We start from the raw sequence: 23,808 nt of genomic DNA, 5'->3' as shown, positions 1-23,808 counted from the left end.
CCGCCCCCATCACGTGTCGCCGAGCCGGGCCGCGTCCCGGCCGATCGTCGAGTTTTCCGGGCCCAACCTATTCCTCCGGCCGCCCGTCCCTCGCGAGGAGTTCTGCCGGACGTCCGGCCAACCGCCGGTAACCCGCCCGGAACTCGGCCTTTACCTCAAAAACGTATGGCGTGGCGCCCCATTTTGCGAAGTTCGCTCGGATTGGTGATCCCAGGTCACCGCGGACACGGAAAACAACCCTCTTGTCGGTCTCCCCAACCAGCACATCGTGGGCTTAACTTATGGCCATGACCTCCCCCCGCTCCACTTATGGCGGCGGCTACTACTCCGCCTCCTTCCCGGACACTCCGATCTACGACTCGCTCGTGGCCGAGCGGGGCACCCCGCAGATCGCCCCGATCCGGGTCCCCGCCGCGTACGACGCGCCGGGCAGCCACCTGCCCGCGCTCCCGTCGGCTCTGCCCGCCCTCCCGGCGGCCCCCTCCCAGCCGTCCTACGGCTACCCGCAGCAGGTGCCGCAGCCCGCCCCGCTGCAGCAGGCCCCCGCCGCGTACATCCCGCACCAGGCGACCGCGCCGCGCGGGTACCCCGGCCCCCAGCAGCCGCAGCAGCCCCGCCCGGCCGCGCCCGGCCCCGCGGGGTACGAGGCGATGCGCCCCGCGGCTCCCCGGCCCGCCCCGGCTCCGTATCAGGACCCGTACAACCAGCAGCAGTACCGCGGCTACTGAGCCGTCCCCCGGGTTGTCGGTGCCACCTGGCACGATGGCCTCATGGGGAATGCGCGACTGCAGTCGATCCACGTCCATCCGGTCAAGGCCTTCCGGAGTCTGCCGCTGCCAGAAGCCGTGGTGGAGCCCTGGGGCCTGTCCGGAGACCGCCGCTGGATGCTGATCGACGACGGGGGAAAGGTCGTCACGCAACGCCAGCAGCCGAGCCTCGCCCTGGCCGCCGCCGAGCTCCTGCCCGGCGGCGGCATCCGGCTGTCCGCACCCGGCCGGGAGCCGCTGACGGTGCCGGTGCCGCGCTCGGGGGGCACCGTCGTGGCGCAGATCTTCCGCGACAAGGTCGAGGCGCTCCCCGCCGAGGGCGATGCCGCGCACGCCTGGTGCAGCGCCTACCTCGGAGCGGACGTGCGCCTGGTGCACCTCGACGATCCCGCCAGGCGCAGGCCCGTGGACCCTCGGTACGCGATGCCGGGTGAGACCGTCACCTTCGCCGACGGCTTCCCGCTGCTGCTCACGACGACGGCCTCCCTCGACGCCCTCAACTCCCTGATCGCCGCGGGCGAGCACGCGCACGAGGGCCCGCTGCCGATGAACCGCTTCCGTCCGAACCTGGTGGTCTCCGGCACCGACGCGTGGGCCGAGGACGGCTGGTCGCGCATCGCCGTCGGCGAGGTGGTCTTCCGGGTCGCCAAGCCCTGCGGGCGCTGCGTGGTGACGACCACCGACCAGATCACCGCCGAGCGCGGCAGAGAGCCGCTGCACAGCCTCGGACAACACCGCCGCAGCAACGGCAAGCTGGTCTTCGGACAGAACCTGGTGCCGGCCGGCCGGGGCACCATCCGTGTCGGCGACCCGGTGCGCATCGTCGAGTGACGTGCCTCTCCCGCGGCACGTTCCCGGGAACCCGGTCCGCGGCCCGGGCGTTGGGCTTCATGAGACGTTCATGAGACATGAGCCGTTGAGGAGAGGCGACGGCTCGGCCGGGGGTGGTCCGGAGCGGGAAGGGGGTGCGGGCCGTGCGGGCGATCAAGGGACTCTGGCGCTGGCGGCACAATCCGCTGTGCCGTCCGACCGACCTGGCCGAGGCATGGGTGGCCCTGGCGGCCCTGCTGCTGATCCTCTCCGTGGCGCCCCTGGCAGGCGTCCTCGTGGGCGGCGCGGCGCAGGACGCCCTGGAGCGGTCGGTGCGCGAACAGCACGAGGCCCGGCACCGGGTGACGGCCACCGTCCTGCGTGAACTGGAGCGTTCACCGCTGGGTGTCGACCCGGAGAGCGCCACCGCCGGGGATCTGCGCAGCCGTGTGCTCGCCGACTGGACCGCGCCGGACGGCTCGGAGCACGAAGGCTCCGTTCCGGCCGGCCTCGACGATCCGCACCCCGGCGACCACTTCGCGATATGGACGGACGGGCAGGGACGGCTGGTGGCCCGCCCGCTGGACTCGGCGACCGCGACGACGCACGCCGTGCTCGCCGGGTCGGGCGCCGCGCTGTCGGCCGCGGCCCTGATCGAGGCCGGCCGCCGGATCGCCGTGTGGCGCATGGTCCGCCGCCGGTACGCCCGCCTGGAACAGGAGTGGGACCGGGCGGGCCCGGACTGGGGCAGGACGGGAGCGGGCAGCTGACGGGCTTCCGCCTCCGGTCAACTCACCACCTGCGCGCACGCTACGGTGGACCGGCCGAACCAAATCGGCGACGACCCGCGTACGACGAGGTGGGGGCACAGCAACGCCATGGCACAGGGCACGGTCCAGGTGACGCACACCGGCACCTCGCGGTGGCGGCGCCGCACGGGTGAGTACGCATCGCTCGCCGCCGCCCTGGAGGCCGCGACGGACGGTGACGTCCTCACCGTCGCCCCCGGTACCTACCGGGAGAACCTCGTCGTCCAGCGGGCGGTGACGCTGCGCGGCCCCGAGGGCGCCCAGGGTTCCGTGCGGATCGCGCCCGTCGACGGGGTCCCGCTCGTGGTGCGTGCCTCGGCGGTGGTCCAGGACCTGCATGTGGAGGGCCAGGACGCGGCGGCGCCGGCGGTGCTCGTCGAGGAGGGCACGCCGGAGCTGCTGGACCTGCGGGTGGTCGCGCGTTCCGCGTCCGGGATAGAGGTGCGCGGGAGCGCGCGCCCCACGGTGCGGCGCTGCACCGTCGACAACCCGGCGGGTGTCGGCATCGCCGTCCTGGACGGCGGGGGCGGCGTGTTCGAGGAGTGCGAGGTCGTCTCGGCCGGCCAGGCGGGCGTCGCGGTGCGCTCCGGCGGGCATCCCCGGCTGGAGCGCTGCCGGATCCATCACGCCGCGGGTTCCGGCCTGACGGCGACGGGCGAGGGTTCCGCCCTGGAGGCCGTGGGCTGCGAGGTCTACGAGGTGCGGGGCAGCGGCGTGCAGGTCACCGGCCGGGCCACCGCCCACCTGACCGACTGCGATGTGCACCGCACCACCGCCGACGGCGTCACCCTCGACACCGACGCGGTGCTCACGCTCGCCGACTGCCGTATCCACGACATCCCGGAGAACGCGGTCGACCTGCGCTCCCGCTCCGTGCTCACCCTGACCCGCACCTCCGTGCGGCAGTTCGGGCGCAACGGCCTGTCGGTGTGGGACCCGGGCACGCGGGTGGACGCCAACCAGTGCGAGATCTTCGACAGCACGGGCGACTATCCGGCGGTCTGGGTCAGCGACGGCGCCACCGCGGTGCTCGACTCCTGCTGGGTGCACGACGTACCGGACGCGCTGTTCGTGCTGGACCGCGGTTCGCGCGCGGACGTCGTCGACAGCGACCTGTCCCAGGTGCGCAACACCGCCGTGTCGGTGAGCGACGGCGCCACCGCGCAGCTCGACGACTGCCGCATCCGGGACGCGGCCACCGGCGCGTGGTTCCGCGACCACGGCAGTGGCGGCACCCTGAACAACTGCACCCTGGACGGCAATCGCACCGGTGTGATCGTCACCAAGGGCGCCGATCCCACCATCGAGCGCTGCACGGTCGACTCGCCCTCGGAGGCGGGGGTGTACGTGTCGGCCGGAGGGCGCGGCAGCTTCCTGAACTGCCGGGTGACCGGCAGCGCCGGCTACGGCTTCCACGTGATCGACGGCTGCCGTACGACGCTGCGCAAGTGCCGCACGGAGCGGTGCGCGCGCGGCGGTTACGAGTTCGCGGACGGCGGTCCGGGGACGGCCCACGACGCCGGCCCGCTCGTGGAGGACTGCACCAGCGACGAGAGCGGCGGTCTGACGCCGCCGGCCGCACCGGAGCCGGTCGTGCAGACGGTGAGCCAGTCCCCCGGCCTGCTGGGCTCGATCCCCGGGCAGCGCAGCACCGAGCAGGAGCCCCTGCTCACGGGCGTCACCCCACCGGAGCCGGCGCGGACCTCGAAGGCCGTCCTGGGTGAGCTGGACGCGCTGGTCGGCCTGGACAGCGTCAAGCGCGAGGTGCGGGCGCTGACCGACATGATCGAGGTGGGCCGGCGGCGGCAGCAGGCGGGCCTGAAGGCCGCGTCGGTCAAACGGCACCTGGTCTTCACCGGCTCGCCCGGCACCGGCAAGACGACGGTCGCCCGGCTCTACGGCGAGATCCTGGCCTCTCTCGGTGTGCTGGACAAGGGGCATCTGGTCGAGGTGTCCCGGGTGGACCTGGTCGGCGAGCACATCGGGTCCACGGCGATCCGCACCCAGGAGGCGTTCCAACGGGCGCACGGCGGCGTGCTGTTCATCGACGAGGCCTACGCGCTGTCCCCGGAGGACGCGGGCCGGGACTTCGGCAAGGAGGCCATCGACACGCTGGTGAAGCTGATGGAGGACCAGCGCGACGCGGTGGTGGTGATCGTCGCCGGCTACACGGCGGAGATGGAGCGCTTCCTGTCCGTCAACCCCGGTGTGGCGTCCCGCTTCTCACGGACGATCACCTTCGGTGACTACGGGCCCGAGGAGTTGCTGCGGATCGTGGAGCAGCAGGCCGACGAGCACGAGTACCGGCTGGCACCGGGCGCGGCCGAGGCGTTGACGAAGTACTTCACCGCGATCCCCAAGGGCCCGGCCTTCGGCAACGGCCGCACCGCCCGGCAGACCTTCGAGGCCATGGTGGAACGGCACGCGAGCCGGGTCGCCCAGCTGCCCGACCCCAGCACGGACGACCTCACCCTGCTGTACGCCGAGGACCTGCCGGAGCTGCCGTAGGGGCGCCCGACGGGGCCGCTGCGGGAGCCCGGCAGTACGCCCGGGTCCAGGGCCTAGCAGTCTTCGGGGCCACCGTCCGCCGCCGGTACGGGATCCGGCCGGCCGGTGTGGCGGGGCGCCGGTACCTCCGGGCGGAGCCGGGCCAGCAGGCGCTGCCGTTCCTCGGCGAAGGCCGGGTCGGCCTGGTAGTCGGAGTGGCCCAGGATCGGCGCGGGCAGCGGGTGCCGTTCGGTGCGGCCGTACGTCAGCGGGTCCTTGAGGGGTGCGCGGTCCACCGCGGGGCCGCAGTCGCCGGGCAGCCGCATCGGGCCGCCGATGGGATCGGTGCGGCGGTACAGGTTGCGCCAGCAGTCGACCTCCTCGTGCAGCGCGGCGAGTGCGTCCGGTCCGAAGTGGGCCGGGAACCAGCGGCCGTACAGCCGCTCCAGCGGGGAGCCGTAGGTGAGCAGCGCGACCCGTTTGCGGGCGGACGGCTGCAGCTGCCAGGCCGCGGCGGCGGCGAGGACGCTGCCCTGCGAGTGCCCGGAGATGACCAGTCGGCCGCCCGTGGCACGGGTCCAGGTCGCCATCCGCCAGGTCAGGTCGGGCACCGCGCGCTCGGCGTAGCAGGGTGGTGCGAAGGGGTGGGCGGCGCGCGGCCAGAAGGTGCCGACGTCCCAGAGAATGCCGATGGTGCGCCGCGCGGAGGCGTCCTTGTAGGCGCGCCTGCCCCAGGTGACGAACAGTATGAAGCCGAGGCCGATGAGCCAGGAGCCCAGCGCCTGCGCGGTCTGCGCCGCGCCGTGCACGAAGGCGTACGTCCCGCGTGCGGCGTCGGCGGGCGCCCGGTCGGTCGTCAGGGCGCCCACCAGCGCTCCGGCGCCCAGCAGCAGGGTCGTGGCGGCGACGATCGCGACGAGGAGCGGAGCCCGGTCGGTGAGGGTGGCCATGGCGCGGGTGAACGCGATGCGCCGGGTGCGTCCCGGGTCCCCGGCCTCCCCGGGGTGGTCGCCCTCCACGGCGGTCCGTTCGGCGCGGGCGAGGCGCCAGGTGTGCCGGGCGAGCGCGGCGACGAGCAGCAGTACGACGACGAGCAGCGGCGGGATGACGGACGCCTGCCAGGTCAGCAGGACGGGCGGGCCGTCGATGGACGCGCCGGTGCCGTCCAGCCAGTCCGACACGCGCTGGGCGACGCCGCCGGACATCACGCCGCCCAGCGCGCAGGCCAGCATGGCGACGGCGGGTCCGCCGAGGCCGCGGACCGCGGCGCGGGCGTCGGGGAGGCTCCGGTGGAGCACATGGGCGACCACGGCGAGGGCGATCACCAGCAGCCCCTGCACGAGGGCGATGCCGCCGAAGGTCATGTCCCCCGGCAGCCGGCCGGCCGACGTCCACTCCGGGCGGGCCCAGCCGCCGTACAGCAGGGCGAGGCCGAACAGGACGAGGGCGGCGAGCGGCAGGCGCCGTACGAGGTGCTCGTCGAGCGTCCGGTCGAGGCGGTTCTCGCTGCGGCCCCGGCGGCAGACCACCACGACCACGGCGGCCGCGCCGGCGACCAGCGCCGCCACCAGGGCCCATCCCAGCACGTCGAGCAGCGCGGGCCCGCCCCGGCGGCGGTCGAAGCGGGCCGCCGGTGCCCCGACCGCCGCGGCGACCGTCAGCAGGGCGGCGGCGGTGTGCGCGGCGCGCAGCCGGGCCACCAGACGGCGCCCGTACCAGAATCCGGGCCGGCCCAGGGCGGTACGGCCGGGGTCCTCCTCGGGCTCGAGGGTGCGGTCCATCGGCTGCTGGGACTCGTACGCCCGCCAGGTGCGCAGCGAGAGGTACCACAGCAGGCCGGTGAGCACGGCGGGCACCACGGCCGCGAGGGCGATTCTGCGGCCGGGCGGGCTCCACCAGCCGTCGTCCGACATGACCGGCGACAGGAAGCCCAGCCAGGAGTGCCGCTCGGCGCACGCGTGTGTGCCCGCGCACTGCCAGGCCACGAGGTCGATCGCCACCTCGCACGCCGCGGCGACCAGCAGGACCGTCAGGGTCAGTCCCGCGAGCCGGACCAGCACCCCGTAGAGGCGGACCGTCCGGATCCGGCCGTGCGTGGAGGGCCGCATCCAGTGGGCGAGGTTGACCACCATGAACGGCAGGAGCAGCAGCCACAGGGCGCGGGTGCCGTTGCCGGAGGTGAGGTTGCACCAGACGTAGGCCTCGGGCACCGGCCGGCCCCGGTAGTCCTCGGGCCGTGCCTCGGCGTCGGCGTCCTCGGTGCGACGGAAGACGGCAGCGATGTCGTCGCCGGTGATCCGCGTGGTCCGCGGGTCGCCCAGCATGTCGGCGGGTGTGGTGCCGCCCACTCCGTGTACGAGGAGTTCCAGGGCCGTCCCGGCTCTTTCCTGCCCTTCCTGCCCTTCCTGTCGTTCCGGTCTTTCCTGCGCCTGTTCCACTGTTGCTGCTCCCCCGTGACGCCCCGTCGGCTGTGTCCGTGCGGGCACCAGGATCTCCGCTGCGGGGCCGGGGCACACCCCTCGGCACGGAATCTCCCCGAACCGTGTGACCGGTGACGCCGACGTGGTGCGCGGATGACATGTGCGCGACGGGCAGGCGGTGACGCGGGCCGTGGCGGGGCGTGCGAGGATGGGACGTCCGCGCACCGGAGCGGGGAGAACTCCTCGTCGCAGGGGTGCGCCGACCGTGTCGGACGGATTTGCGGCGAAAGGACCGGAGCGTACGTGAGTGAGAACTCGAACCTCCTCGCGGAGCAGCGCCGCGCCCTGATCCTCGACGAGGTACGCCGCCGGGGCGGTGTCCGGGTCAACGAGCTGACCCGCAAGCTCGGTGTGTCGGACATGACGGTCCGCCGCGATCTCGACGCGCTGGCCCGGCAGGGCGTGCTGGAGAAGGTGCACGGCGGTGCCGTCCCGGTGGTCGAGGCGAGCACGCACGAGCCCGGGTTCGAGGCGAAGTCGGGCCTGGAGCCCACCGCCAAGGAGGACATCGCGCGGGCCGCGGCGGAACTGGTCGCGCCGGGCGCCGCCATCGCCCTGTCGGGCGGTACGACGACGTATGCGCTGGCGCACCGGCTGGTGGACGTGCCGGATCTGACGGTGGTCACCAACTCGGTGCGGGTGGCGGACGTGTTCCACGTGGCGCAGCGCACGTCGGGGGCCCGGCAGGGCGCGGCCACCGTGGTGCTGACGGGCGGGGTGCGCACGCCGTCCGACTCGCTGGTGGGGCCGGTCGCCGACCGGGCGATCGCGGCGCTCCACTTCGACGTGCTGTTCCTCGGCGTGCACGGGATATCGGCCGAGGCCGGCCTGTCGACGCCGAACCTCGCGGAGGCCGAGACCAACCGGCGGCTGGTGCAGTCGGCGCGGCGGGTGGTGGTGGTCGCGGACCACACCAAGTGGGGTGTGGTGGGCCTGAGTTCGTTCGCGGCGCTGGAGCAGGTGGACACGCTGGTGACCGACGCCGACCTGCCGGTGGACGCCCGCACGGAGATCGCGGAGCACCTGCGGGTGGTCGTGGCGGGCGAGCCGGACACGGCCGACTGACCGCAGTGGTCGCCGGGGACCGATTCACGCCCCGCTGACACCGGACGTACCCCCGGCTAGGGTGGCGCCACCCGACCGACCGCCCGCATCCGCGGTTTCGAACAAGGGGGTTGCGCCCATGGCTCGCCGTCTGCGTCCGGTGGGTCTCGACTTCGTCGAGACGGCTCCGGTGCGCCTGGTCTTCGCGCGCGAGATCTCCGCCGCGCCGGAGGCGGTCTTCCGCGCGCTCGCCGAGGACGTTCCGGGATGGACCGCGTGGTTCTCGGCGGTGACGCTCGCCCGGCCCATCGGCGAGGGGGCGGGGCGCGAGATCCGGCTCAAGGGCGGTACGCGTTTCGTGGAGACGGTGCTGGCGGCGGACCGGCCCGAAGTGTACGCCTACCGCATCGACGTCACCAACGCGCCGGGCGCCCGGGCCATGGTCGAGGAGTGGCGGCTGGCGCCGGCCGGCAGCGGTACGCGCGTGCAGTGGACGTTCGCCGCGGACGGTACGGCGCCGTTCCGCTTCGTACTGGGCCGCGCGCGCCTCGGGCTGGGGCGGGCCTTCCGGGACGCGGTCACGTCCCTGGACCGACGGCTCGCTCCTGCGTAGCGAACAACCCGTGGGCGAGTGCGGCACATGGCCGGCGGCGGGTGGTCCGGGCCCGTGCCCCGGCGGCCGGGGGTCAGTTCGGCCAGGTACCCGTGCGCAGCAGTGACTCGATCGCCGCCGTGTACGGTCCGATGTCGAGGCCCTGTCCGGCGAGCCACGCGTCCGAGTAGTACTTGTCGAGGTACCGGTCCCCGGGGTCGCACAGCAGCGTCACCACGCTTCCCCGGCGCCCCTCGGCCACCATCTCGGCGACGATCTTCAACGCGCTCCACAGCCCGGTGCCGGTCGAGCCGCCCGCCTTGCGGCCGATGGCCTGTTCCAGGGCCCGCACCGCGGCGACGCTCGCCGCGTCCGGCACCTTCATCATGCGGTCGATCGCCCCGGGTACGAAGCTCGGCTCCATCCGGGGCCGGCCGATGCCCTCGATCCGGGAGCCGCAGTCGCAGGTGACGTCCGGATCGCCGGTGGTCCAGCCCTCGAAGAAGCAGGAGTTCTCCGGGTCGGCGACGCAGATGCGGGTGTCGTACTGCATGTAGTGCACATAGCGCGCGAGGGTCGCCGAGGTGCCGCCGGTGCCGGCCGTGGCGACGATCCACGCCGGCTCGGGGAACCGTTCCAGCCGCAGCTGGCGGAAGATCGACTCGGCGATGTTGTTGTTGCCGCGCCAGTCCGTGGCGCGTTCGGCGTAGGTGAACTGGTCCATGTAGTGGCCGCCGGTCTCCGCCGCGAGGCGGGCGGACTCCTCGTACATCCGGCGGGAGTCGTCCACGAAGTGGCACCGTCCGCCGTGGAACTCGATCAGGCGGATCTTCTCGGCGCTCGTCGTGCGCGGCATGACCGCGATGAAGGGCACACCGATCAGCTTGGCGAAGTAGGCCTCGGAGACGGCCGTCGAGCCGCTGGACGCCTCGATGACCGGGCGGTCGGGCCGGATCCAGCCGTTGCACAGGCCGTAGAGGAAGAGCGAGCGGGCGAGCCGGTGCTTGAGGCTGCCGGTGGGGTGGGTCGACTCGTCCTTGAGGTACAGGTCGATGCCCCAGCGCTCGGGCAGCGGGAACAGGAGCAGGTGGGTGTCGGCCGAGCGGTTGGCGTCGGCCTGGACCTTTCGGACGGCTTCTTTCAGCCAGGTGCGGTACGCGCTGTCGCTGTGGTCGACGTCGAGAGTGGCGCCGGTGCTGGTCTGCTGGGGGGTGCTCACCTGGGGGCTCCTTACGCTGCGCGCCGACGGTGCTCGGCGCGGCCGGCGCCTCGATCATAGGCGCCTTGCACACGCTTCTCACCTGCATAAACACCTCTTTGGGGGCCCCAAAGGCACCCCTGGGTCGGGATGCCGCTCCCGATGGGGGCGCATTCGCGCGAGTGCTCCGGTCGCCTCGGGAAAGGGGGCGGCGTGCACTGGTGCTCCACGCGTGGTGCGGGCAGACTGCCAGCGGGCGGGACCGGGGTCCCGTCGCGCGGGCGCACACTGGAGCACGAAACGAGCCGGTACCGGATGCACCGAGGTGCACGGTACGGCGACCGACGCGCACGAGGGGGCGACGGCATGGCTGAGCCGGAGTTCAGGGCGACGGGGGTGCGGATCGGCAAGCGGCTGCGCTCACTCACCCGGGCCGGCACGGTCCGGATCAGCGGTGGCAGAGTGGAGCTGCTCACCAGCTACGGCAGCGAGATCGACAGTGCGCCGGTGCAGGCGGTGCGTGCTTCCCGGCCCTGGTTCGCGCCGGAGGGCCGGGCACTCGCCGACCTCAACGGCAAGCGGTACCTGCTGAGGCTCGGTGAGCGCGACCCCGCTCCGGGTGAGCCGGGCCCGCCCGCGGCGCGGCGTTTCATCGAGGCGGTGCGCAGGGCGGCGGGGAACCGCGGTTGAGATGGCCGTAACTTGCGGTGCCCCACCCCTTGCGTCACTCTGATCTCACGTCACTCTGGGTTTACCGGCGATAACGCTGCGAACCAGCCCGCCGGCGCCATGACAGCAGGCGGCGGTGTGCCGCGTGCGCCCTGCTGGATCCGAACTCCGTGTTCTTCCGGACCTCTTATGTCGGGGAGTCGCAGCCGTGATCAGTCACCCAAGCAGACACTGCACGGTGGAGCTCCAAGCCCTGCCGTCGCGGATCGGCCAGGTCCGCAGAATCGTATCTGCGCAATTGCGCTACTGGCATATGGATCCCCTGATCGACCGGGCCGCGCTCGGTGTGACGGAGCTGTTGACCAACGTCCACCTGCACGCCCGGCCCGACAAGACGTGCACCGTGGAGATAGAGCTGCTCCTGGACCGGCTCACGGTCTCGGTGCGCGACCACGATCCGCGTCTTCCCGTGGTGGACGACGCGGAGCCGCTCGCGACGTGCGGGCGCGGGCTCTCCATGGTGGCCGCGATGAGCGAGAGCTGGGGGGCCCGGCCGGACGGCGAGTCCGGCAAGGTCGTCTGGTTCACGCTGCCGACGGCCGTCACCGCGTCGCCCGTCTCGGCCCGCCCGCCGCGGCGCCTGGTCGAGGAGGTGCCGGCCGCCGCGTTCGCGGACGTCCAGCACGGCGTCGAGCTGGCCCGGCCGCACCCCACTCCCGCCCGGTCGGCCGTTGCCGGCTGACCGGGCGGTGACGCTTCGCTGCCGCGGGCCGTGCGGCCGGGTTCACCGACGGCGTCGTCGGCCGGGCGGGTCGGGCGGCCGGGACTGACGGGCGGGTCGGGCGGGGCCGGGTGCGGGTGCGGGCTGACGGCGGGGCCGGAGGGTCCCTGCCGGCTGACCGGGCCCGGTGCCGTCGAGACGCGCTGGGCCAATGCGCCCCACCTCACAGCCGGGGCCGCGAGACGGGGGTGGCGTGGCACGGCGGACGAGGGCACCGGCGACGGCCCCGTGCGGCTGGCCGATGACGCGTCTGCCCGGCAGGGGCCGCGCGGCCGAGGTGGCGGGGTGGCGTGACGCGACTGGCGAGCACCGGCCACAGCCCCGGCAAGGGCGACCCGTAGCGACCGTCCCGGCATGAACCGCCGGGCCGCGGTGACGCGGTGACGCGGTGACGCGGCGTGGCGGGCGAGCATCGTGGTCATGCCGCACCGCCCTTGCCCGTCCGGCCGAACTGCTCGTCCAGCACGGACAGTCGGCGCCAGTACTCGTCCTCGTCGATCTCGCCGGAGGCGAAGCGGTGGCCGAGCACCGTGATGGGCGAGTTGTCCTCGACCGCGCGCGGCCGCCCGGGGCCGCGGCGCCCGCGCCACACCGTGCGGCGCAGCAGGGTGATGCCGCTGCCGATGACCAGTGCCCAGATCACCGGGAAAAGCAGGATCCACGGGCCGGGCCCGCCGTCGCCGAACTGTGCCAGGGTCTCCATGTCGTCCCACTCCTCGGTCGCGATGTCCCTCGTGTCGCTTCCGAGCCTCGCTCCGGGAGGGGGTCCGGGTCGTCGTACGGCCAGCGGCAGTGCGCGTACGACGCGGGGAGTACTCCGGCGGCCCGCGTCTGCTTCCTCCGGTCCCCGCCGCCCGCTCGACCTCTGTAACTACTAGTATGTACAGTGAGCGCATGAGCACCTCGGAGCGACTGATCGAGTCCACCCGCGAACTGCTGTGGGAGCGTGGATACGTGGGCACCAGCCCCAAGGCGATCCTGGAACGCGCGGGCGCCGGACAGGGCAGCATGTACCACCACTTCAAGGGCAAGCCCGACCTCGCGCTCGCCGCGATCCGGCGCACCGCGCAGGAGATGCGGGCCGCCGCCGGGGCCGTGCTCAACGGTCCGGGGACGCCCTACGAGCGCATCGAGGCGTATCTGCGGCGCGAGCGCGACGTGCTGCGCGGGTGCCCGGTCGGGCGGCTGACGATGGATCCGGACGTGATCGCCGACGGCACCCTGCGCGCCCCCGTGGACGAGACGCTCGACTGGCTGCGCGAGCAGATCGCCCAGTTGGTCGAGGAGGGCCGGGACCAGGGCGAGTTCGCGCCGTCGCTGGACGGCGAGGAGATCGCGGCGGCGGTCGTCGCGACCGTCCAGGGCGGCTACGTGCTGGCCCGCGCGTCCGGCTCGCCCGCCGCCTTCGACGCGGGCGTCCGAGGGCTGCTCTCGCTGCTCGCGACCCACAAGAACGCCACCGCGTAGAGGAGTTCGACGACCCGTGCACATCACCCGACAGCGCCCCGGAACCGAGCAGGGCTCGGCCGAGAACTTCACCGGCACCGTCTGGCTGGACGAGATCGCCGCGCCTCCGGCACCCTCCCGGCTCCGTATGTTCCACGTCCACTTCGCGCCGGGCGCGGGCACCGCCTGGCACCGTCACCCGCACGGCCAGGTCCTGCACATCCTCCAGGGCGAGGGCCGCGTGCAGCGCAGGGGTGGTGCGGTGGAGTCCGTCCGTGCGGGCGACACCGTGTGGATCGAGCCGGGCGAGTGGCACTGGCACGGGGCCGGGCCGCGCACCTTCATGAGCCACCTCGCGGTCGTCGAGGCCGCCGGGGACGGCACGACCACCGAGTGGGGCGCCCACGTCGCCCCCGAGGACCCGCACGCCTGAGGGGGCATCCGATGCACGCCATGCAGTACACCTTCACGCTGCCCGCCGACTACCCGATGGACGTCATCAGGCAGCGCGTTGCCCGCACCGGGCACCTGCTGGACGACTGGCCCGGACTCGGACTCAAGGCGTACCTGATCCGCGAGCGCGGGAAGGACGGCTCTCCGGTCAACCAGTACGCGCCGTTCTACCTGTGGCACACGGTGGAGGGCATGAACTCCTTCCTCTGGGGAGGCGCCTTCCAGCGACCCACCGACGACTTCGGCCGGCCCGCGGTCCGGCAGTGGACGGGCCTGGCCTACGAGGAGGGCGGCGCCGCCTCCCCCGCCCGGGCGGCGGTCCTGCGGCGGCGGCCCGTGCCGGAGGGGCTGCCGCTGTCGGAGGTGGCGGCGGGCGCCGTGCGGGAGACCGGGCGACTGGCTGCCGGGGGCGGGGCGCTGCTCGCAGCGGCGGTCGTGGACACCGGGCGCTGGGAGCTGGTGCACTTCTCGCTGCACGCGGACGACGCGCCGGACGTCGTGGAGGGCGAGGTCTTCCAGGTGCTGCACCTGTCCGAGCCCGGGCGGGGCCTGCTGCCGGGGGGACGCCAGTGGTGAGCGCCGTCCGCACGGTCCTGGGGGACGTGCCCCGCGCGAAGTTGGGGGTGTGCGACGCCCACGACCACCTGTTCTTCGCCAGTCCCCGGCTGCCCGGCGAGGAACTGAACGACGTGTCGGCGGCGCGGGCGGAGCTGGTCGCGTTCCGGGAGCGGGGCGGCGGCGCGGTGGTGCAGTGGACGCCGTACGGACTGGGCCGGCGGGCCGCCGATTTGCCGGGCCTGTCCCGGGAGACCGGTGTGCACGTGGTGGCGGCGACGGGACTGCACCAGGACGTCCACTACGACGACAGCACGCTCACCGCGCTGCGGGGCCGGGCCGCGGAGGTCTTCGTCGCCGAACTGACCCGGGGGATCGGGACGTCGGGCGTCCGTGCCGGACTGATCAAGGTGGCGGGCGGCTTCCACGCACTCGATGCGCACGCGCGGTGGACCATGTCGGCGGCGGCCGAGGCGCACCACGCGACCGGGGCGCCCATCGCCGTCCATCTGGAGCTGGGTACCGGCGCGCTGGACGTACTGGAGCTGCTGTGCGGCGAGTTGGCGGTGCCGCCGCACCGGGTGATCCTCGGTCACCTCAACCGCTCCCCGGACCCCGTGACGCACCGGCAGGCCGCCGGGTCGGGGTGCTGGCTGGCGTTCGACGGCCCCTCGCGCGCCCACCACGCCACCGACTGGCGGATGCCGGACGCCGTACGGGACCTCGCCGAGGCGGGCTTCGGCGACCGGCTGCTGCTCGGCGGCGACACCACCACGGCGGCCGCCCGCTCGGTCGACGGCGGCCCGGGGATGCCCCATCTGCTGCGCCGAGTGGCTTCCCGGCTTGCGCAGGCCGTGGGCGAGGAGCTGGTGCGGCACATCCTCACCACGAATGCCGCTCGGGCGTACGCCGTGGCGTGGCGCTGACGCCCGCAGGGTGGGCACCGCCGGCGAGGGGACCTACGAGACCCCCGCCCGCGGGCCGCTCACCGTGCCGGTGCCGTCAGCTGCAGCGCCAGAGGGCCGGGGTGCCCTTCGGGGGGTACAGATCCGCGCCGGACGGAGTGACCGTCAGGCCACCGATGGTGCCGTCGTCCCCGACGGTGTGGGCGATGTCCCCCGTGCCGCCGACCCTTGTGACGAACGTACCGAGCTGCCATACGGGGATGCCGTCGTCCGTCGACGAGTTGCCGCCGGAGCCGACGATCATGCCACTCTTGTTGATCTTGAGGTCCCCGGTCTTCTCCGAGTTCGGCAGGACGGTGACAGTGCCGTCGTTGTCCCAGAGGACGCCGACGCTCTTGCCCCCGTAGGTGCCGCTGCCGACGACTCTGCCGTTGGAGATCGCATCCGCCGTGGTGTTCTCGAGGCCCGCCGGCTTCTTCAGCTCGACAGCCCGGCCGTCGCGCAGGATGTAGTTCTTCGCGCCGGAGCTCCAGATGGTGTAGAGGACGGTGCCGTCCTCGTCCGCGTCCGTGGGTCTCGCGTTTTTGGGGAAGCCGGGTATCTGCCCGAGCTCGGTGACCTCGGTGGGACGGTCCACGTTCCAGCGCACGATGTGCGTAGTGGGATTGCTCGTGGAGGTGCCGCGCTTGTCCCATGCCGTGATGTCGCCGTTCTCGGCGATGTCGAGCACTCCGTCGTACAACCACGTGGAAGCAGTGGGCAGCTGCTGGCCGTCCTTGAACACCACGAACCCGTAGATGGGACCGGTGACCCATCCGAAGGTGGTGTTGGCGATGTACGTTCCGGAGCTGTTCTGGTCGATCACCTTGTACGTCGTGTAGGCCGCGCCGGCCTTGTCGAGGGATGCGGTGCCGTTCTTCCAGGAGCCCAGTCCGTCCGGCAGCGCCGGGTCGTTCTCGATCAGGCCGGCCGCACCGCCGTGGTGATCGGTCGCATGGACCTCACCGAAGGCGGCGCCCGATGGCAAGGGCAGCGTGGTCTTGGTCCACGTGCAGGCGGAGTCGGTGGCCTTGGCCGCGGCGACGGCCGGCGTCGCGCCGAGGGAGCCGAGCAGCAGTGCAGCCGTGCCGATGGCGGCTGCCGTACCGAGCATGCGAGATCGCACAACTGTTCCTTTCGAAGGCTGAGGACCAGCGTGAGTGCGGAAGGCACCGCTCGGAACCCCTGATCTGTTAGGGGTGGCGCCGCAGATGACAGGGGTATCTCGTCCGACGCGTCGTTGGGCTCGGCCCATGCTGAGACTCGGGATCCCCGTCATCGGTGTCACGGACGTTCCCCGCGAGGTGGCGTTCTGGACGCAGGCGCTGCATCCGGTCGCCACTGAGGAGCGCAGGAGCGAGACATGGCGCACGCTCGAGTACGCGGACGGCTCCGGGCGGGCCCTCGGTCTGTTGCGCAGCGACTCGCCGCCCGAGCCGCGGCCCCGTCTCCACCTCGACCTGTTCACGGACTGACCGGCGCGACGCGCGGGATCAGTCCGACGGGGCCAGCGCCCGCAGCGGGTCGTCCAGTACCGGCTGCCAGGCCAGCTCGGCCGCGCCCACCAGGCTGTTGTGGTCGAGGCTGCAGGGCAGGATGGGCACGCTGCCGCTCTGGCCCCACAGGCTGCGGTCGGCGACGACCGCGCGCAGGCGCCCGGGGTCGGCGTCGAGGAGCGTGCGGTGGAGTCCGCCGAGGATGATGCGGTCCGGGTTGAGGATGTTCACCAGGCCGGCCAGGCCCATGCCCAGGCGGTCGATGAGGGCCTCGGTGGCGGTGCGGACGGACGGGTCGGCGTACTGGCCGCGGATCAGGTCGTTGGACTGCTGGAGCAGGGACACCTCGGGTCCGGGCCGGCGTCCGGCCGCCGTCAGGAAGGCCAGCGGGTCGGTCTCCACGTCCAGGCAGCCCCGGCTGCCGCAGTGGCAGGGGCCGCCCTCGGGGTTGACGGTGAGATGACCGACCTCCAGGGCGAGACCGGAACTGCCGCTGTGCAGGCGGCCGTCGAGGACGAGCGCGCCGCCGACGCCCCGGTGGCCTGTGGCCACGCACAGCAGGTCGCGGGCGCCGCGCCCGGCGCCGTGCCGGTGCTCGGCGAGGGCGGCGAGGTTGACGTCGTTCGCCGCGAAGGCCGGGCCGTCGAGGCCGGCGGCGCGCACCTGCTCGGCGAAGATCCGTCGGACGGGCGCGCCCGCGGGCCACGCCAGGTGCAGCGGGTTCAGGGCCAGGCCCTCCGGCTCCGCGACGGCGGACGGTACGGCGAGCCCGGCGCCGACGCAGCGGCGTCCGGTCTCCCGGAGCAGCTCGGCGCCCGCCTCGACGACGGAGCCGAGCACCTTCGCCGGGTCCGCGTCGACGACCTCGCAGCCGGGCGCGGTGGCGACGATCCGCCCACCGAGGCCGACCAGGGCGGCACGGAAGCCGTCGGCGTGGACCTGGGCGGCGAGGGCGACGGGCCCGTCCTCGGCGACCGCGAGGCGGTGCGAGGGGCGGCCCTGCGACCCGGCCGCCGCGCCGGGCCGGGCGTCGACCCGGATCAGGCCGAGCGCCTCCAGTTCGGCGGCGACCGCGCCGGCCGTGGCCCGGGTGACGCCGAGTTCCGCGGTGAGGACGGCCCGGGTGGGGGCGCGTCCGGTGTGCACGAGCTCCAACGCGGGTCCGAGCGCGCCGCGCCCCCGGTCCAGCCGCGTCCTCGAGGTGGTCCCTTCCCCCGCCGTCCGGGGGTCCGCCTTGCCGCTCATGAGGGCGAGTCTCCCATGATCCTCAGGTGCGGGGGGCCGGGAGTCCGCTGACCCGGAGCGTGATGTTCAGCCGCCCGGTGAGCCCCAACTCGGGTGGTGCGGTGCCCGCGTGCACCCGTGGCACCCCGTGGTACGCGAGCCGGGACGGCCCGCCGAAGACGAAGAGGTCGCCGCTGCGCAGCTCGACGTCGGTGTAGGGGCGGGTCCGGGACTCGGGGTTGCCGAAGCGGAAGACGCAGGTGTCGCCGAGGCTGAGGGAGACCACGGGTGCGTCGGACCTCTCGTCGGCGTCGCGGTGCATGCCCATGCGGGCGTCGGAGTCGTAGAAGTTGATCAGTGCGACGTCGTACGGCGCGTCCGCCACCGCGTCGGCGCCCAGCGCGTCGGTCACCGCGCTGCGGGCGAGCTCGCCGAGCCAGTCGGGGAAGGGCTTCACGGGGGCGCCGTCGCCGTCGACGACGGTGCGGGCGTAGGCGTACGGGTACCAGTGCAGGCCGAGGCAGACCTGCCGGGCGGTCATGGTGCCGCCGCCGGGGGTGCGGACCGTGCGCAGCCCGGCCGGTGGGCGGGCCCACTCGCGGCAGGCGTGCAGCAGCTCGCGCTGCCGCCCGGGATCGAGCCAGTCCGGCACGTGGACGGCGCCGGGCGCGGTCTCGGTCCGGGTCCTGGGGAACAGCTCGGCGTCCATGTCTCCCATCCTGCCCGCGCCCGCCCCGTCTCCGCCGCACTCCGCCCGGCACGGCCCGAGCTGCGGCTCGGCTAGCCTGGACGCACGATGAACGACCGCAGCGACCGCATGACCACCCCGTGGGGCGAGCACGTACTGACCCGCTTCCCCGAGGACCCGCGCGACCGGCTCCGCGCCTGGGACGCCTCCGACGAGTATCTGCTCCGGCACCTCGCGGACCGGGAGGTCCCGCTCACCGGCACCGTCGTGGTCGTCGGCGACCGCTGGGGCGCGCTGGTGACCGCGCTGGCGGCACACGGACCGGTGCAGATCACCGACTCGTACCTCGCGCGCGAGGCGACGCGGGCCAACCTGGAGCGCAGCGGAGTCGAGCCGGGATCCGTCCGGCTGCTCACCACGCAGGACCCGCCGCCCGACCGTGTCGACGTGCTGCTGGTGCGGGTGCCGAAGAGCCTGGCGCTGCTGGAGGACCAGTTGCTGCGGCTGGCGCCCGCGCTGCACGAGGGCACGGTCGTCGTCGGTACGGGGATGGTCAAGGAGATCCACACCTCGACGCTCCGGCTGTTCGAGCGGATCGTAGGCCCCACGAGGACCTCACTGGCCGAGCGGAAGGCCCGGCTCGTCTTCGCCGCGCCCGACCTGTCGCTGGAGCGGCCCGCCAATCCCTGGCCGCTCGGCTATCGGCTCCCCGACGACGTGGGTCCGCTCTCCGGCCGGCCCGTCGTCAACCACGCCGGGGTCTTCTGCGCCGACCGGCTCGACATCGGTACCCGCTTCTTCCTCCAGCACCTGCCCGGGGCCGGCGGCGCCCGGCGGGTGGTGGACCTGGGCTGCGGCAACGGTGTGGTCGGTACGGCGGTGGCGCTGGCCGACCCCGGTGCCCAGGTGCTGTTCACCGACGAGTCCTACCAGGCCGTGGCCTCGGCGGAGGCGACGTACAAGGCGAACGGGGCGGCGGGACAGGCGGAGTTCCGGGTCGGCGACGGGCTGGCCGGGGTGCCGGACGCAAGCGTGGACCTGGTGCTCAACAACCCGCCCTTCCACTCCCACCAGGCGACGACCGACGCCACGGCGTGGCGGATGTTCACCGGGGCGCGGCGGGTGCTGCGCCCCGGTGGTGAGCTGTGGGTGGTCGGCAACCGGCACCTGGGGTACCACGTCAAGCTGCGGCGCCTGTTCGGCAACAGTCATCTGGTGGCGAGCGACCGGAAGTTCGTGGTGCTGAAGGCTGTCAGGAAGTAGCCCGTCGGGAGTGGTCGGTCAGGAGGTGGCCGGTCAGGAGGTGGTCCGGGCGACCACCTGGATGATCGTCGCGACTGTCCGCGCCATCGCCTCCCTTCCCGCGGTCAGATAGCCGCGGGAGTCGGCCGCGTCGGGGCGGGCGGCCAGGTACTCCCTGATCGCGCCGGTCATGGCGAGGTTGAGCGCGGTGCCGACGTTGACCTTGGCGATGCCGCCCGCGACGGCCGCGGCGAGTTCGTCGTCCGGTACTCCGGAGGAGCCGTGCAGGACGAGCGGCACGTCGAGGGCTCCCGACAGTTTCTTGAGCAGGTCGTGGTCGAGGGCGGCGGTCCGCGTCGTCATGGCGTGGGAGCTGCCGACGGCCACGGCCAGGGCGTCCACGCCGGAGTCGGCGACATAGGCCCGCGCCTCGGCGGGGTCGGTGCGGGCGCCGGGGGCGTGGGCGTCGAGCGGCGGCTCACCGTTCTTGCCGCCCACCTCCCCCAACTCGGCCTCGATCCAGAGACCCTGGGCGTGCGCCCAGTCGGCGGCGGCGCGGGTCGCCGCCAGGTTCTCCGCGTACGGCAGCCGGGAGGCGTCGTACATCACCGAGCTGAATCCGGCGTCCGGGGCCTGGCGCAGCAGGCTGTCGCTCTGGACGTGGTCGAGGTGCAGGGCGACGGGCACGGCGGCGCCCTCGGCGGCGGCGACGGCGGCGCGGGCCAGCGGCAGCAGACGACCGTAGCGGTACTTGACGGCGTTCTCGCTGACCTGGAGGACGACGGGCGTGTGCACGGACTCGGCGCCGGTGACGACGGCCTCGATGTGCTCCAGGGTGATGACGTTGAAGGCGGCGACGGCGGAGCGCTCGGCCGCGGCGCCGGCGATCAGGTCGCCGGTGGTGGCGAGGGGCACGGTCTCTCCCTTCCCGGGCGTCGGAGCGCGGGTGTCGGGGGCGGGCGGCAGGAGGGAGGCGTCGGAGCGCCGCCGTCAGGGGGCGAGGATCACCGAGCGGGTGAGGTGGCGGGGCCGGTCCGGGTCGAGGCCGCGGGAGGCGGCGACGGCGACCGCGAGCCGCTGGGCGCGGACCAGTTCGGCGAGCGGGTCGAGGTCCCCGGGCACCCACAGGGCACCGGTGTCCCGGACCTGGTCGGCCAGTCCTTCGGGCGCCTCGCCGAACATCCAGGTCGCCGTGCCGGCGGTGCTGATGCTGATGGGGCCGTGTCGGTACTCCATCGCCGGGTAGGCCTCCGTCCAGGACAGCGAGGCCTCGCGCATCTTCAGGCCGGCCTCGTTGGCCAGTCCGACGGTCCACCCCCGGCCGAGGAAGGTGAACTGGGTGCGCTCGACGAGCCCTTCGGGCAGCTCGGCCGCGAGTGCGGCGCGGGCGTCGGCGACGACCGCGTCGGCGTGCAGGCCGAGGTGGGCGCGGAGCAGGGTCAGGGCGGTGGTCGCGAACCGGGTCTGCACGACCGACCGCTCGTCCGCGAAGTCGATCACGACCACGTCGTCGGCGGCGGACATGACGGGCGTGTCCGGGTCGGCGGTGAGCGCGACGGTACGGGTACGCCCCTTCAACTCGCCGAGCAGTTCCAGCACTTCGGTGGTGGTGCCGGAGCGGGTGAGGGCCACGACCCGGTCGTACGCGCGGCCGCGCGGGAACTCGGAGGCGGCGAAGGCGTCCGTCTCCCCCAGGCCCGCGTCCTCGCGCAGCGCCGCCGCCGACTGGGCCATGAAGTACGAGGTGCCGCAGCCGACGATCGCGACCCGCTCCCCGGCCGCCGGGAGCACCGCCGCGTGCCGTGCCGCCTCCTCGGCGGCGCGTGTCCAGCACTCGGGCTGGCTGTTGAGCTCGTCCTCGACATACGTCATGCCGCACTCTCCCCGATGGTTCGCCGACCGGTTCACTGACCGCGCCGCTGCACTGATTGTTCCTGCAAGATATAGCGCACTTTCGAGCACAATCAAGCAATCTGGCGAAGAGTCCGGTGCGCTAGGGTCGGCGGGAGATCGAAGAACGGAGGCGCGGATGTCGCGCGACGCCCGCTGGAAGGCGCTGCTGGAGCTGCTCGTCGAGCGCGGCCGGCTGGACGTCGAGGAGGCGGCGACCGAACTCGAAGTGTCGGCCGCGACGATCCGCCGGGACTTCGACCGGCTCGCCGAGCAGCAGATGCTCGTGCGCACGCGCGGCGGCGCGGTCGTGCACGGGGTGTCGTACGAACTGCCCCTGCGCTACAAGACGGCTCGCCGCGCCTCCGAGAAGCAGCGCGTCGCCCAGGCGGTCGCCGCCCTGGTGGCGCCCGGCGAGGCGGTGGGGCTGACCGGGGGCACGACCACCACCGAGGTGGCGCGCGCCCTGGCCGTGCGCGCCGACCTGGCCTCCGGCACGCCGGCGCTGACGGTGGTCACCAACGCGCTCAACATCGCGAACGAGCTGGCCGTCCGGCCCCAGTTCAAGATCGTGGTGACCGGCGGGGTGGCCCGCGCGCAGTCGTACGAGCTGATCGGGCCGCTCGCGGACGGGGTACTGGGCCAGGTGACCCTCGACGTGGCGGTGCTGGGCGTCGTCGCCTTCGACGTCGCGCACGGCGCCGCCGCCCACGACGAGGCGGAGGCCGCGATCAACCGGCTGCTGTGCGAGCGCGCCGAGCGCGTGGTCGTGGCCGCCGACTCCAGCAAGCTGGGCCGACGGGCGTTCGCCCGGATCTGCGCGACCGAGTCGGTGGACACGCTGGTCACGGACGGCGCGGCCGACCCCGAGCTGGTGCGGCGGTTCGAGGAGGCGGGCGTCCGGGTCGTCCTGGCCTGACGGTCACGGGTCATGGGCCCACGGGTCCCGGTTTCCGGGTCATGGACCCGCGGGTCACGGGCCCACAGGTCATGCGTCACGGTCATGGGTCCGCCGACGGGCGCGGCCATCGGCGCCCGCGGTCCGTCAGTGCCCGTGGCCGTCGCTGTGCTCCGCCTGGGCGGTCGGCGCGGTCGGGGCGGATTCCTGGGCGGCGGGCGCCGAGCCGGCCCGTACGGTGAACGCCGCAGTGCGGACCTTGCCCTGGTGCCGGAAGTCCAGGAAGAGACGGTAGGTGCCCTCGCTGGGCGCGGTGGCCGTGAAGGAGATCTCCGGGCCGGGCTTCGTGGTGCCGTCGCCGGGTTCGCCGTTCGGGTGGACGTGGAGGTAGGCGAGGTCGCCGGAGCGCAGGGCGACCAGGTGGCCGTAGGCGCCGAGGTAGGGCTGGAGGTCGTTGACGGGCTCCCCGCCCCGGGAGATCTTCAGCTTCAGCTCGCTCGCCCTGCCGGGGTGCAGGGACCCGGCGAGTTCGACCTGGTAGCCGTCGGTCCGGGCGGTGCTGTTGGGGGCCGACGGGCTCGCGGGCTCATAACGGCCGGAGGCGGCGAGGTCGGCGCCGAGGGTGAGGTTCCCGGCACCCTTCCGCGCCGGGGTGAAGTCGGCGAAGACACGGTAACCGCCCGCCTCGGGCAGCTCGACGGGGGTGGTCCAGGTGCCGTCGGCGGCGCGGGTGGGGTGCAGGTGGCGGTAGGTGTCCAGGTCGCGTGAGGCCAGGATGAGGTGGAGTTCCTTGTCGTGCTCGCGCTGGTACGCGGTGACGGGCTCGCCGTCGCCGTCCCGGACGGTGAAGCGCAGCTCGGTGCGCTGACCGGCGGTGACGCGCGGGGTGGCCAGGTCGAGCGTGTAGCCGTTCTCGGAGATCTGCAGTCCGCCGGGCGGGGTGCTCTCGTGCCCTCCGTGGCCGCCGCCCTCCTTCGGTGACGGTGACGGTGACGGCCGGCTGTGCTCGTCGTGCGGCGCGGGCGCACTCTCCGCGACCACCGGATCCACGCCCTTTCCGACGCCGTAGGCGGTGCCGAAGGTGGCGCCCAGCGCGGTGGTGAACGCGGCGATCCTCAGTCCGGTGTGCATGGCGGTCGTCTCCTCGGGTTCCGGGCCCCCGGCTCGCACGGAGGCCTCTCCATGCACTTCACCATACCCCTGGGGGGTATCAAGTCAAGAGGAGGAGCCACTTGCGTTCGGTACCCCCCGGGGGTATACATGGAACCCGTCGGTGATACCCCCACCCCGTACCTTGCACCTCGTACCTCGTAACGCCGTACTCACGTCACTGGA

At 73.5% G+C, this 23,808-nt stretch carries 23 protein-coding genes and 1 pseudogene; 15 read left to right on the top strand and 9 right to left on the bottom strand.

The window, feature by feature from the left end; translation table 11 throughout:
- Positions 1-287 precede the first annotated feature (287 nt).
- The 4 genes from ACIGO6_RS23930 to ACIGO6_RS23915 all read left to right on the top strand — a co-directional run bounded on the left by ACIGO6_RS23930 (position 288) and on the right by ACIGO6_RS23915 (position 4,894).
- A complete protein-coding gene (locus ACIGO6_RS23930; protein WP_399879287.1) occupies positions 288-728 on the top strand; it encodes a DUF6643 family protein in 441 nt (146 codons plus the stop codon).
- 42 nt (positions 729-770) lie between these two features.
- Positions 771-1,598: an MOSC domain-containing protein gene (locus tag ACIGO6_RS23925; RefSeq protein WP_399879285.1), complete on the top strand. Its 828-nt coding sequence runs from the start codon at positions 771-773 to the stop codon at positions 1,596-1,598.
- A gap of 143 nt (positions 1,599-1,741) precedes the next feature.
- Positions 1,742-2,347: a hypothetical protein gene (locus ACIGO6_RS23920; protein ID WP_399879283.1), complete on the top strand. Its 606-nt coding sequence runs from the start codon at positions 1,742-1,744 to the stop codon at positions 2,345-2,347.
- Between the two features lie 108 nt (positions 2,348-2,455).
- Complete coding sequence (locus ACIGO6_RS23915; protein ID WP_399879281.1) at positions 2,456-4,894, top strand: right-handed parallel beta-helix repeat-containing protein; 2,439 nt, start codon at positions 2,456-2,458, stop codon at positions 4,892-4,894.
- A gap of 53 nt (positions 4,895-4,947) precedes the next feature.
- Here the strand turns inward: ACIGO6_RS23915 and ACIGO6_RS23910 are convergent, their stop codons facing one another.
- Positions 4,948-7,311 carry a hypothetical protein gene (locus tag ACIGO6_RS23910; protein ID WP_399879279.1) on the bottom strand — a complete coding sequence of 788 codons (2,364 nt, stop codon included), beginning with the start codon at positions 7,309-7,311 and terminating at the stop codon, positions 4,948-4,950.
- A gap of 285 nt (positions 7,312-7,596) precedes the next feature.
- Here ACIGO6_RS23910 and ACIGO6_RS23905 point away from each other — a divergent pair, with 285 nt between their 5' ends.
- Together ACIGO6_RS23905 and ACIGO6_RS23900 are read left to right on the top strand one after the other, a co-directional pair.
- Positions 7,597-8,418, top strand: coding sequence for a DeoR/GlpR family DNA-binding transcription regulator (locus ACIGO6_RS23905; protein ID WP_399879278.1), 822 nt, complete (start codon positions 7,597-7,599; stop codon positions 8,416-8,418).
- Between the two features lie 118 nt (positions 8,419-8,536).
- Entirely contained in the window at positions 8,537-9,010 is a 474-nt protein-coding gene (locus tag ACIGO6_RS23900) for an SRPBCC family protein (RefSeq protein ID WP_399879276.1), read from the top strand.
- Between the two features lie 73 nt (positions 9,011-9,083).
- On the opposite strand, the gene ACIGO6_RS23895 is transcribed toward ACIGO6_RS23900, so the two are convergent.
- Positions 9,084-10,208: a PLP-dependent cysteine synthase family protein gene (locus ACIGO6_RS23895; protein WP_399879274.1), complete on the bottom strand. Its 1,125-nt coding sequence runs from the start codon at positions 10,206-10,208 to the stop codon at positions 9,084-9,086.
- A gap of 345 nt (positions 10,209-10,553) precedes the next feature.
- Between ACIGO6_RS23895 and ACIGO6_RS23890 the strand changes: the two genes are divergently transcribed.
- Together ACIGO6_RS23890 and ACIGO6_RS23885 are read left to right on the top strand one after the other, a co-directional pair.
- Positions 10,554-10,877, top strand: a complete 324-nt coding sequence (locus ACIGO6_RS23890) for a hypothetical protein (RefSeq protein WP_399879273.1) — start codon at positions 10,554-10,556, stop codon at positions 10,875-10,877.
- A gap of 187 nt (positions 10,878-11,064) precedes the next feature.
- Positions 11,065-11,598 carry an ATP-binding protein gene (locus ACIGO6_RS23885; protein WP_399879271.1) on the top strand — a complete coding sequence of 178 codons (534 nt, stop codon included), beginning with the start codon at positions 11,065-11,067 and terminating at the stop codon, positions 11,596-11,598.
- 457 nt (positions 11,599-12,055) lie between these two features.
- Here ACIGO6_RS23885 and ACIGO6_RS23880 read toward each other — a convergent pair whose 3' ends face one another.
- Complete coding sequence (locus tag ACIGO6_RS23880; protein WP_399879269.1) at positions 12,056-12,340, bottom strand: SHOCT domain-containing protein; 285 nt, start codon at positions 12,338-12,340, stop codon at positions 12,056-12,058.
- Between the two features lie 191 nt (positions 12,341-12,531).
- Between ACIGO6_RS23880 and ACIGO6_RS23875 the strand changes: the two genes are divergently transcribed.
- The 4 genes from ACIGO6_RS23875 to ACIGO6_RS23860 are packed head-to-tail and all read left to right on the top strand — an operon-like array spanning position 12,532 to position 15,017.
- On the top strand, positions 12,532-13,104 hold the full coding sequence (locus tag ACIGO6_RS23875; protein WP_399879267.1) for a TetR/AcrR family transcriptional regulator: 573 nt from the start codon (positions 12,532-12,534) through the stop codon (positions 13,102-13,104).
- A gap of 16 nt (positions 13,105-13,120) precedes the next feature.
- Complete coding sequence (locus ACIGO6_RS23870) at positions 13,121-13,516, top strand: cupin domain-containing protein (RefSeq protein ID WP_399879265.1); 396 nt, start codon at positions 13,121-13,123, stop codon at positions 13,514-13,516.
- 11 nt (positions 13,517-13,527) lie between these two features.
- On the top strand, positions 13,528-14,112 hold the full coding sequence (locus tag ACIGO6_RS23865; protein WP_399879263.1) for a DUF4865 family protein: 585 nt from the start codon (positions 13,528-13,530) through the stop codon (positions 14,110-14,112).
- A complete protein-coding gene (locus ACIGO6_RS23860; protein ID WP_399879261.1) occupies positions 14,109-15,017 on the top strand; it encodes a phosphotriesterase in 909 nt (302 codons plus the stop codon). Before ACIGO6_RS23865 ends, ACIGO6_RS23860 begins: the two co-directional genes overlap by 4 nt.
- Positions 15,018-15,093: 76 nt before the next feature.
- Here ACIGO6_RS23860 and ACIGO6_RS23855 read toward each other — a convergent pair whose 3' ends face one another.
- Positions 15,094-16,161 carry a hypothetical protein gene (locus ACIGO6_RS23855; RefSeq protein WP_399879260.1) on the bottom strand — a complete coding sequence of 356 codons (1,068 nt, stop codon included), beginning with the start codon at positions 16,159-16,161 and terminating at the stop codon, positions 15,094-15,096.
- A gap of 127 nt (positions 16,162-16,288) precedes the next feature.
- On the opposite strand from ACIGO6_RS23855, the pseudogene ACIGO6_RS23850 reads away from it, so the two are divergent.
- Positions 16,289-16,507 (top strand): annotated as a pseudogene (locus tag ACIGO6_RS23850) (VOC family protein); the annotation flags it as partial.
- A 21-nt stretch (positions 16,508-16,528) separates the two neighbouring features.
- On the opposite strand, the gene ACIGO6_RS23845 reads toward ACIGO6_RS23850, so the two are convergent.
- Both ACIGO6_RS23845 and ACIGO6_RS23840 read right to left on the bottom strand, forming a co-directional pair.
- Entirely contained in the window at positions 16,529-17,776 is a 1,248-nt protein-coding gene (locus ACIGO6_RS23845; RefSeq protein WP_399879258.1) for an ROK family protein, read from the bottom strand.
- 22 nt (positions 17,777-17,798) lie between these two features.
- Complete coding sequence (locus ACIGO6_RS23840) at positions 17,799-18,464, bottom strand: alpha-ketoglutarate-dependent dioxygenase AlkB family protein (protein ID WP_399879256.1); 666 nt, start codon at positions 18,462-18,464, stop codon at positions 17,799-17,801.
- A gap of 108 nt (positions 18,465-18,572) precedes the next feature.
- On the opposite strand from ACIGO6_RS23840, the gene ACIGO6_RS23835 reads away from it, so the two are divergent.
- Positions 18,573-19,706: a methyltransferase gene (locus ACIGO6_RS23835; protein ID WP_399879496.1), complete on the top strand. Its 1,134-nt coding sequence runs from the start codon at positions 18,573-18,575 to the stop codon at positions 19,704-19,706.
- 33 nt (positions 19,707-19,739) lie between these two features.
- Here ACIGO6_RS23835 and ACIGO6_RS23830 read toward each other — a convergent pair whose 3' ends face one another.
- Positions 19,740-20,600 (bottom strand): ketose-bisphosphate aldolase, encoded by an 861-nt coding sequence (locus ACIGO6_RS23830; RefSeq protein WP_399879255.1) that lies wholly within the window; start codon positions 20,598-20,600, stop codon positions 19,740-19,742.
- A gap of 75 nt (positions 20,601-20,675) precedes the next feature.
- Complete coding sequence (locus ACIGO6_RS23825) at positions 20,676-21,557, bottom strand: SIS domain-containing protein (RefSeq protein ID WP_399879253.1); 882 nt, start codon at positions 21,555-21,557, stop codon at positions 20,676-20,678.
- A 157-nt stretch (positions 21,558-21,714) separates the two neighbouring features.
- Here ACIGO6_RS23825 and ACIGO6_RS23820 point away from each other — a divergent pair, with 157 nt between their 5' ends.
- Entirely contained in the window at positions 21,715-22,494 is a 780-nt protein-coding gene (locus ACIGO6_RS23820; protein WP_399879252.1) for a DeoR/GlpR family DNA-binding transcription regulator, read from the top strand.
- Positions 22,495-22,620: 126 nt separating this feature from the next.
- On the opposite strand, the gene ACIGO6_RS23815 is transcribed toward ACIGO6_RS23820, so the two are convergent.
- Complete coding sequence (locus ACIGO6_RS23815; protein ID WP_399879250.1) at positions 22,621-23,604, bottom strand: hypothetical protein; 984 nt, start codon at positions 23,602-23,604, stop codon at positions 22,621-22,623.
- Positions 23,605-23,808: the final 204 nt, after the last annotated feature.

This window comes from Streptomyces sp. NPDC053750, from assembly GCF_044544295.1.
Lineage (GTDB): Bacteria > Actinomycetota > Actinomycetes > Streptomycetales > Streptomycetaceae > Streptomyces.
This window is presented reverse-complemented; position numbering and strand designations above follow the sequence as displayed.

Excerpts from the sequence above, each read along its gene's own strand:
- ACIGO6_RS23865 (WP_399879263.1), top strand. The coding sequence starts at position 13,528 with ATGCACGCCATGCAGTACACCTTCACGCTGCCCGCCGACTACCCGATG.
- ACIGO6_RS23825 (WP_399879253.1), bottom strand. The coding sequence starts at position 21,557 with ATGACGTATGTCGAGGACGAGCTCAACAGCCAGCCCGAGTGCTGGACA.
- ACIGO6_RS23840 (WP_399879256.1), bottom strand. The coding sequence starts at position 18,464 with ATGGACGCCGAGCTGTTCCCCAGGACCCGGACCGAGACCGCGCCCGGC.
- ACIGO6_RS23815 (WP_399879250.1), bottom strand. The coding sequence starts at position 23,604 with ATGCACACCGGACTGAGGATCGCCGCGTTCACCACCGCGCTGGGCGCC.
- ACIGO6_RS23880 (WP_399879269.1), bottom strand. The coding sequence starts at position 12,340 with ATGGAGACCCTGGCACAGTTCGGCGACGGCGGGCCCGGCCCGTGGATC.
- ACIGO6_RS23835 (WP_399879496.1), top strand. The coding sequence starts at position 18,573 with ATGACCACCCCGTGGGGCGAGCACGTACTGACCCGCTTCCCCGAGGAC.
- ACIGO6_RS23925 (WP_399879285.1), top strand. The coding sequence starts at position 771 with ATGGGGAATGCGCGACTGCAGTCGATCCACGTCCATCCGGTCAAGGCC.
- ACIGO6_RS23820 (WP_399879252.1), top strand. The coding sequence starts at position 21,715 with ATGTCGCGCGACGCCCGCTGGAAGGCGCTGCTGGAGCTGCTCGTCGAG.
- ACIGO6_RS23915 (WP_399879281.1), top strand. The coding sequence starts at position 2,456 with ATGGCACAGGGCACGGTCCAGGTGACGCACACCGGCACCTCGCGGTGG.
- ACIGO6_RS23845 (WP_399879258.1), bottom strand. The coding sequence starts at position 17,776 with ATGAGCGGCAAGGCGGACCCCCGGACGGCGGGGGAAGGGACCACCTCG.
- ACIGO6_RS23900 (WP_399879276.1), top strand. The coding sequence starts at position 8,537 with ATGGCTCGCCGTCTGCGTCCGGTGGGTCTCGACTTCGTCGAGACGGCT.
- ACIGO6_RS23875 (WP_399879267.1), top strand. The coding sequence starts at position 12,532 with ATGAGCACCTCGGAGCGACTGATCGAGTCCACCCGCGAACTGCTGTGG.
- ACIGO6_RS23930 (WP_399879287.1), top strand. The coding sequence starts at position 288 with ATGACCTCCCCCCGCTCCACTTATGGCGGCGGCTACTACTCCGCCTCC.
- ACIGO6_RS23890 (WP_399879273.1), top strand. The coding sequence starts at position 10,554 with ATGGCTGAGCCGGAGTTCAGGGCGACGGGGGTGCGGATCGGCAAGCGG.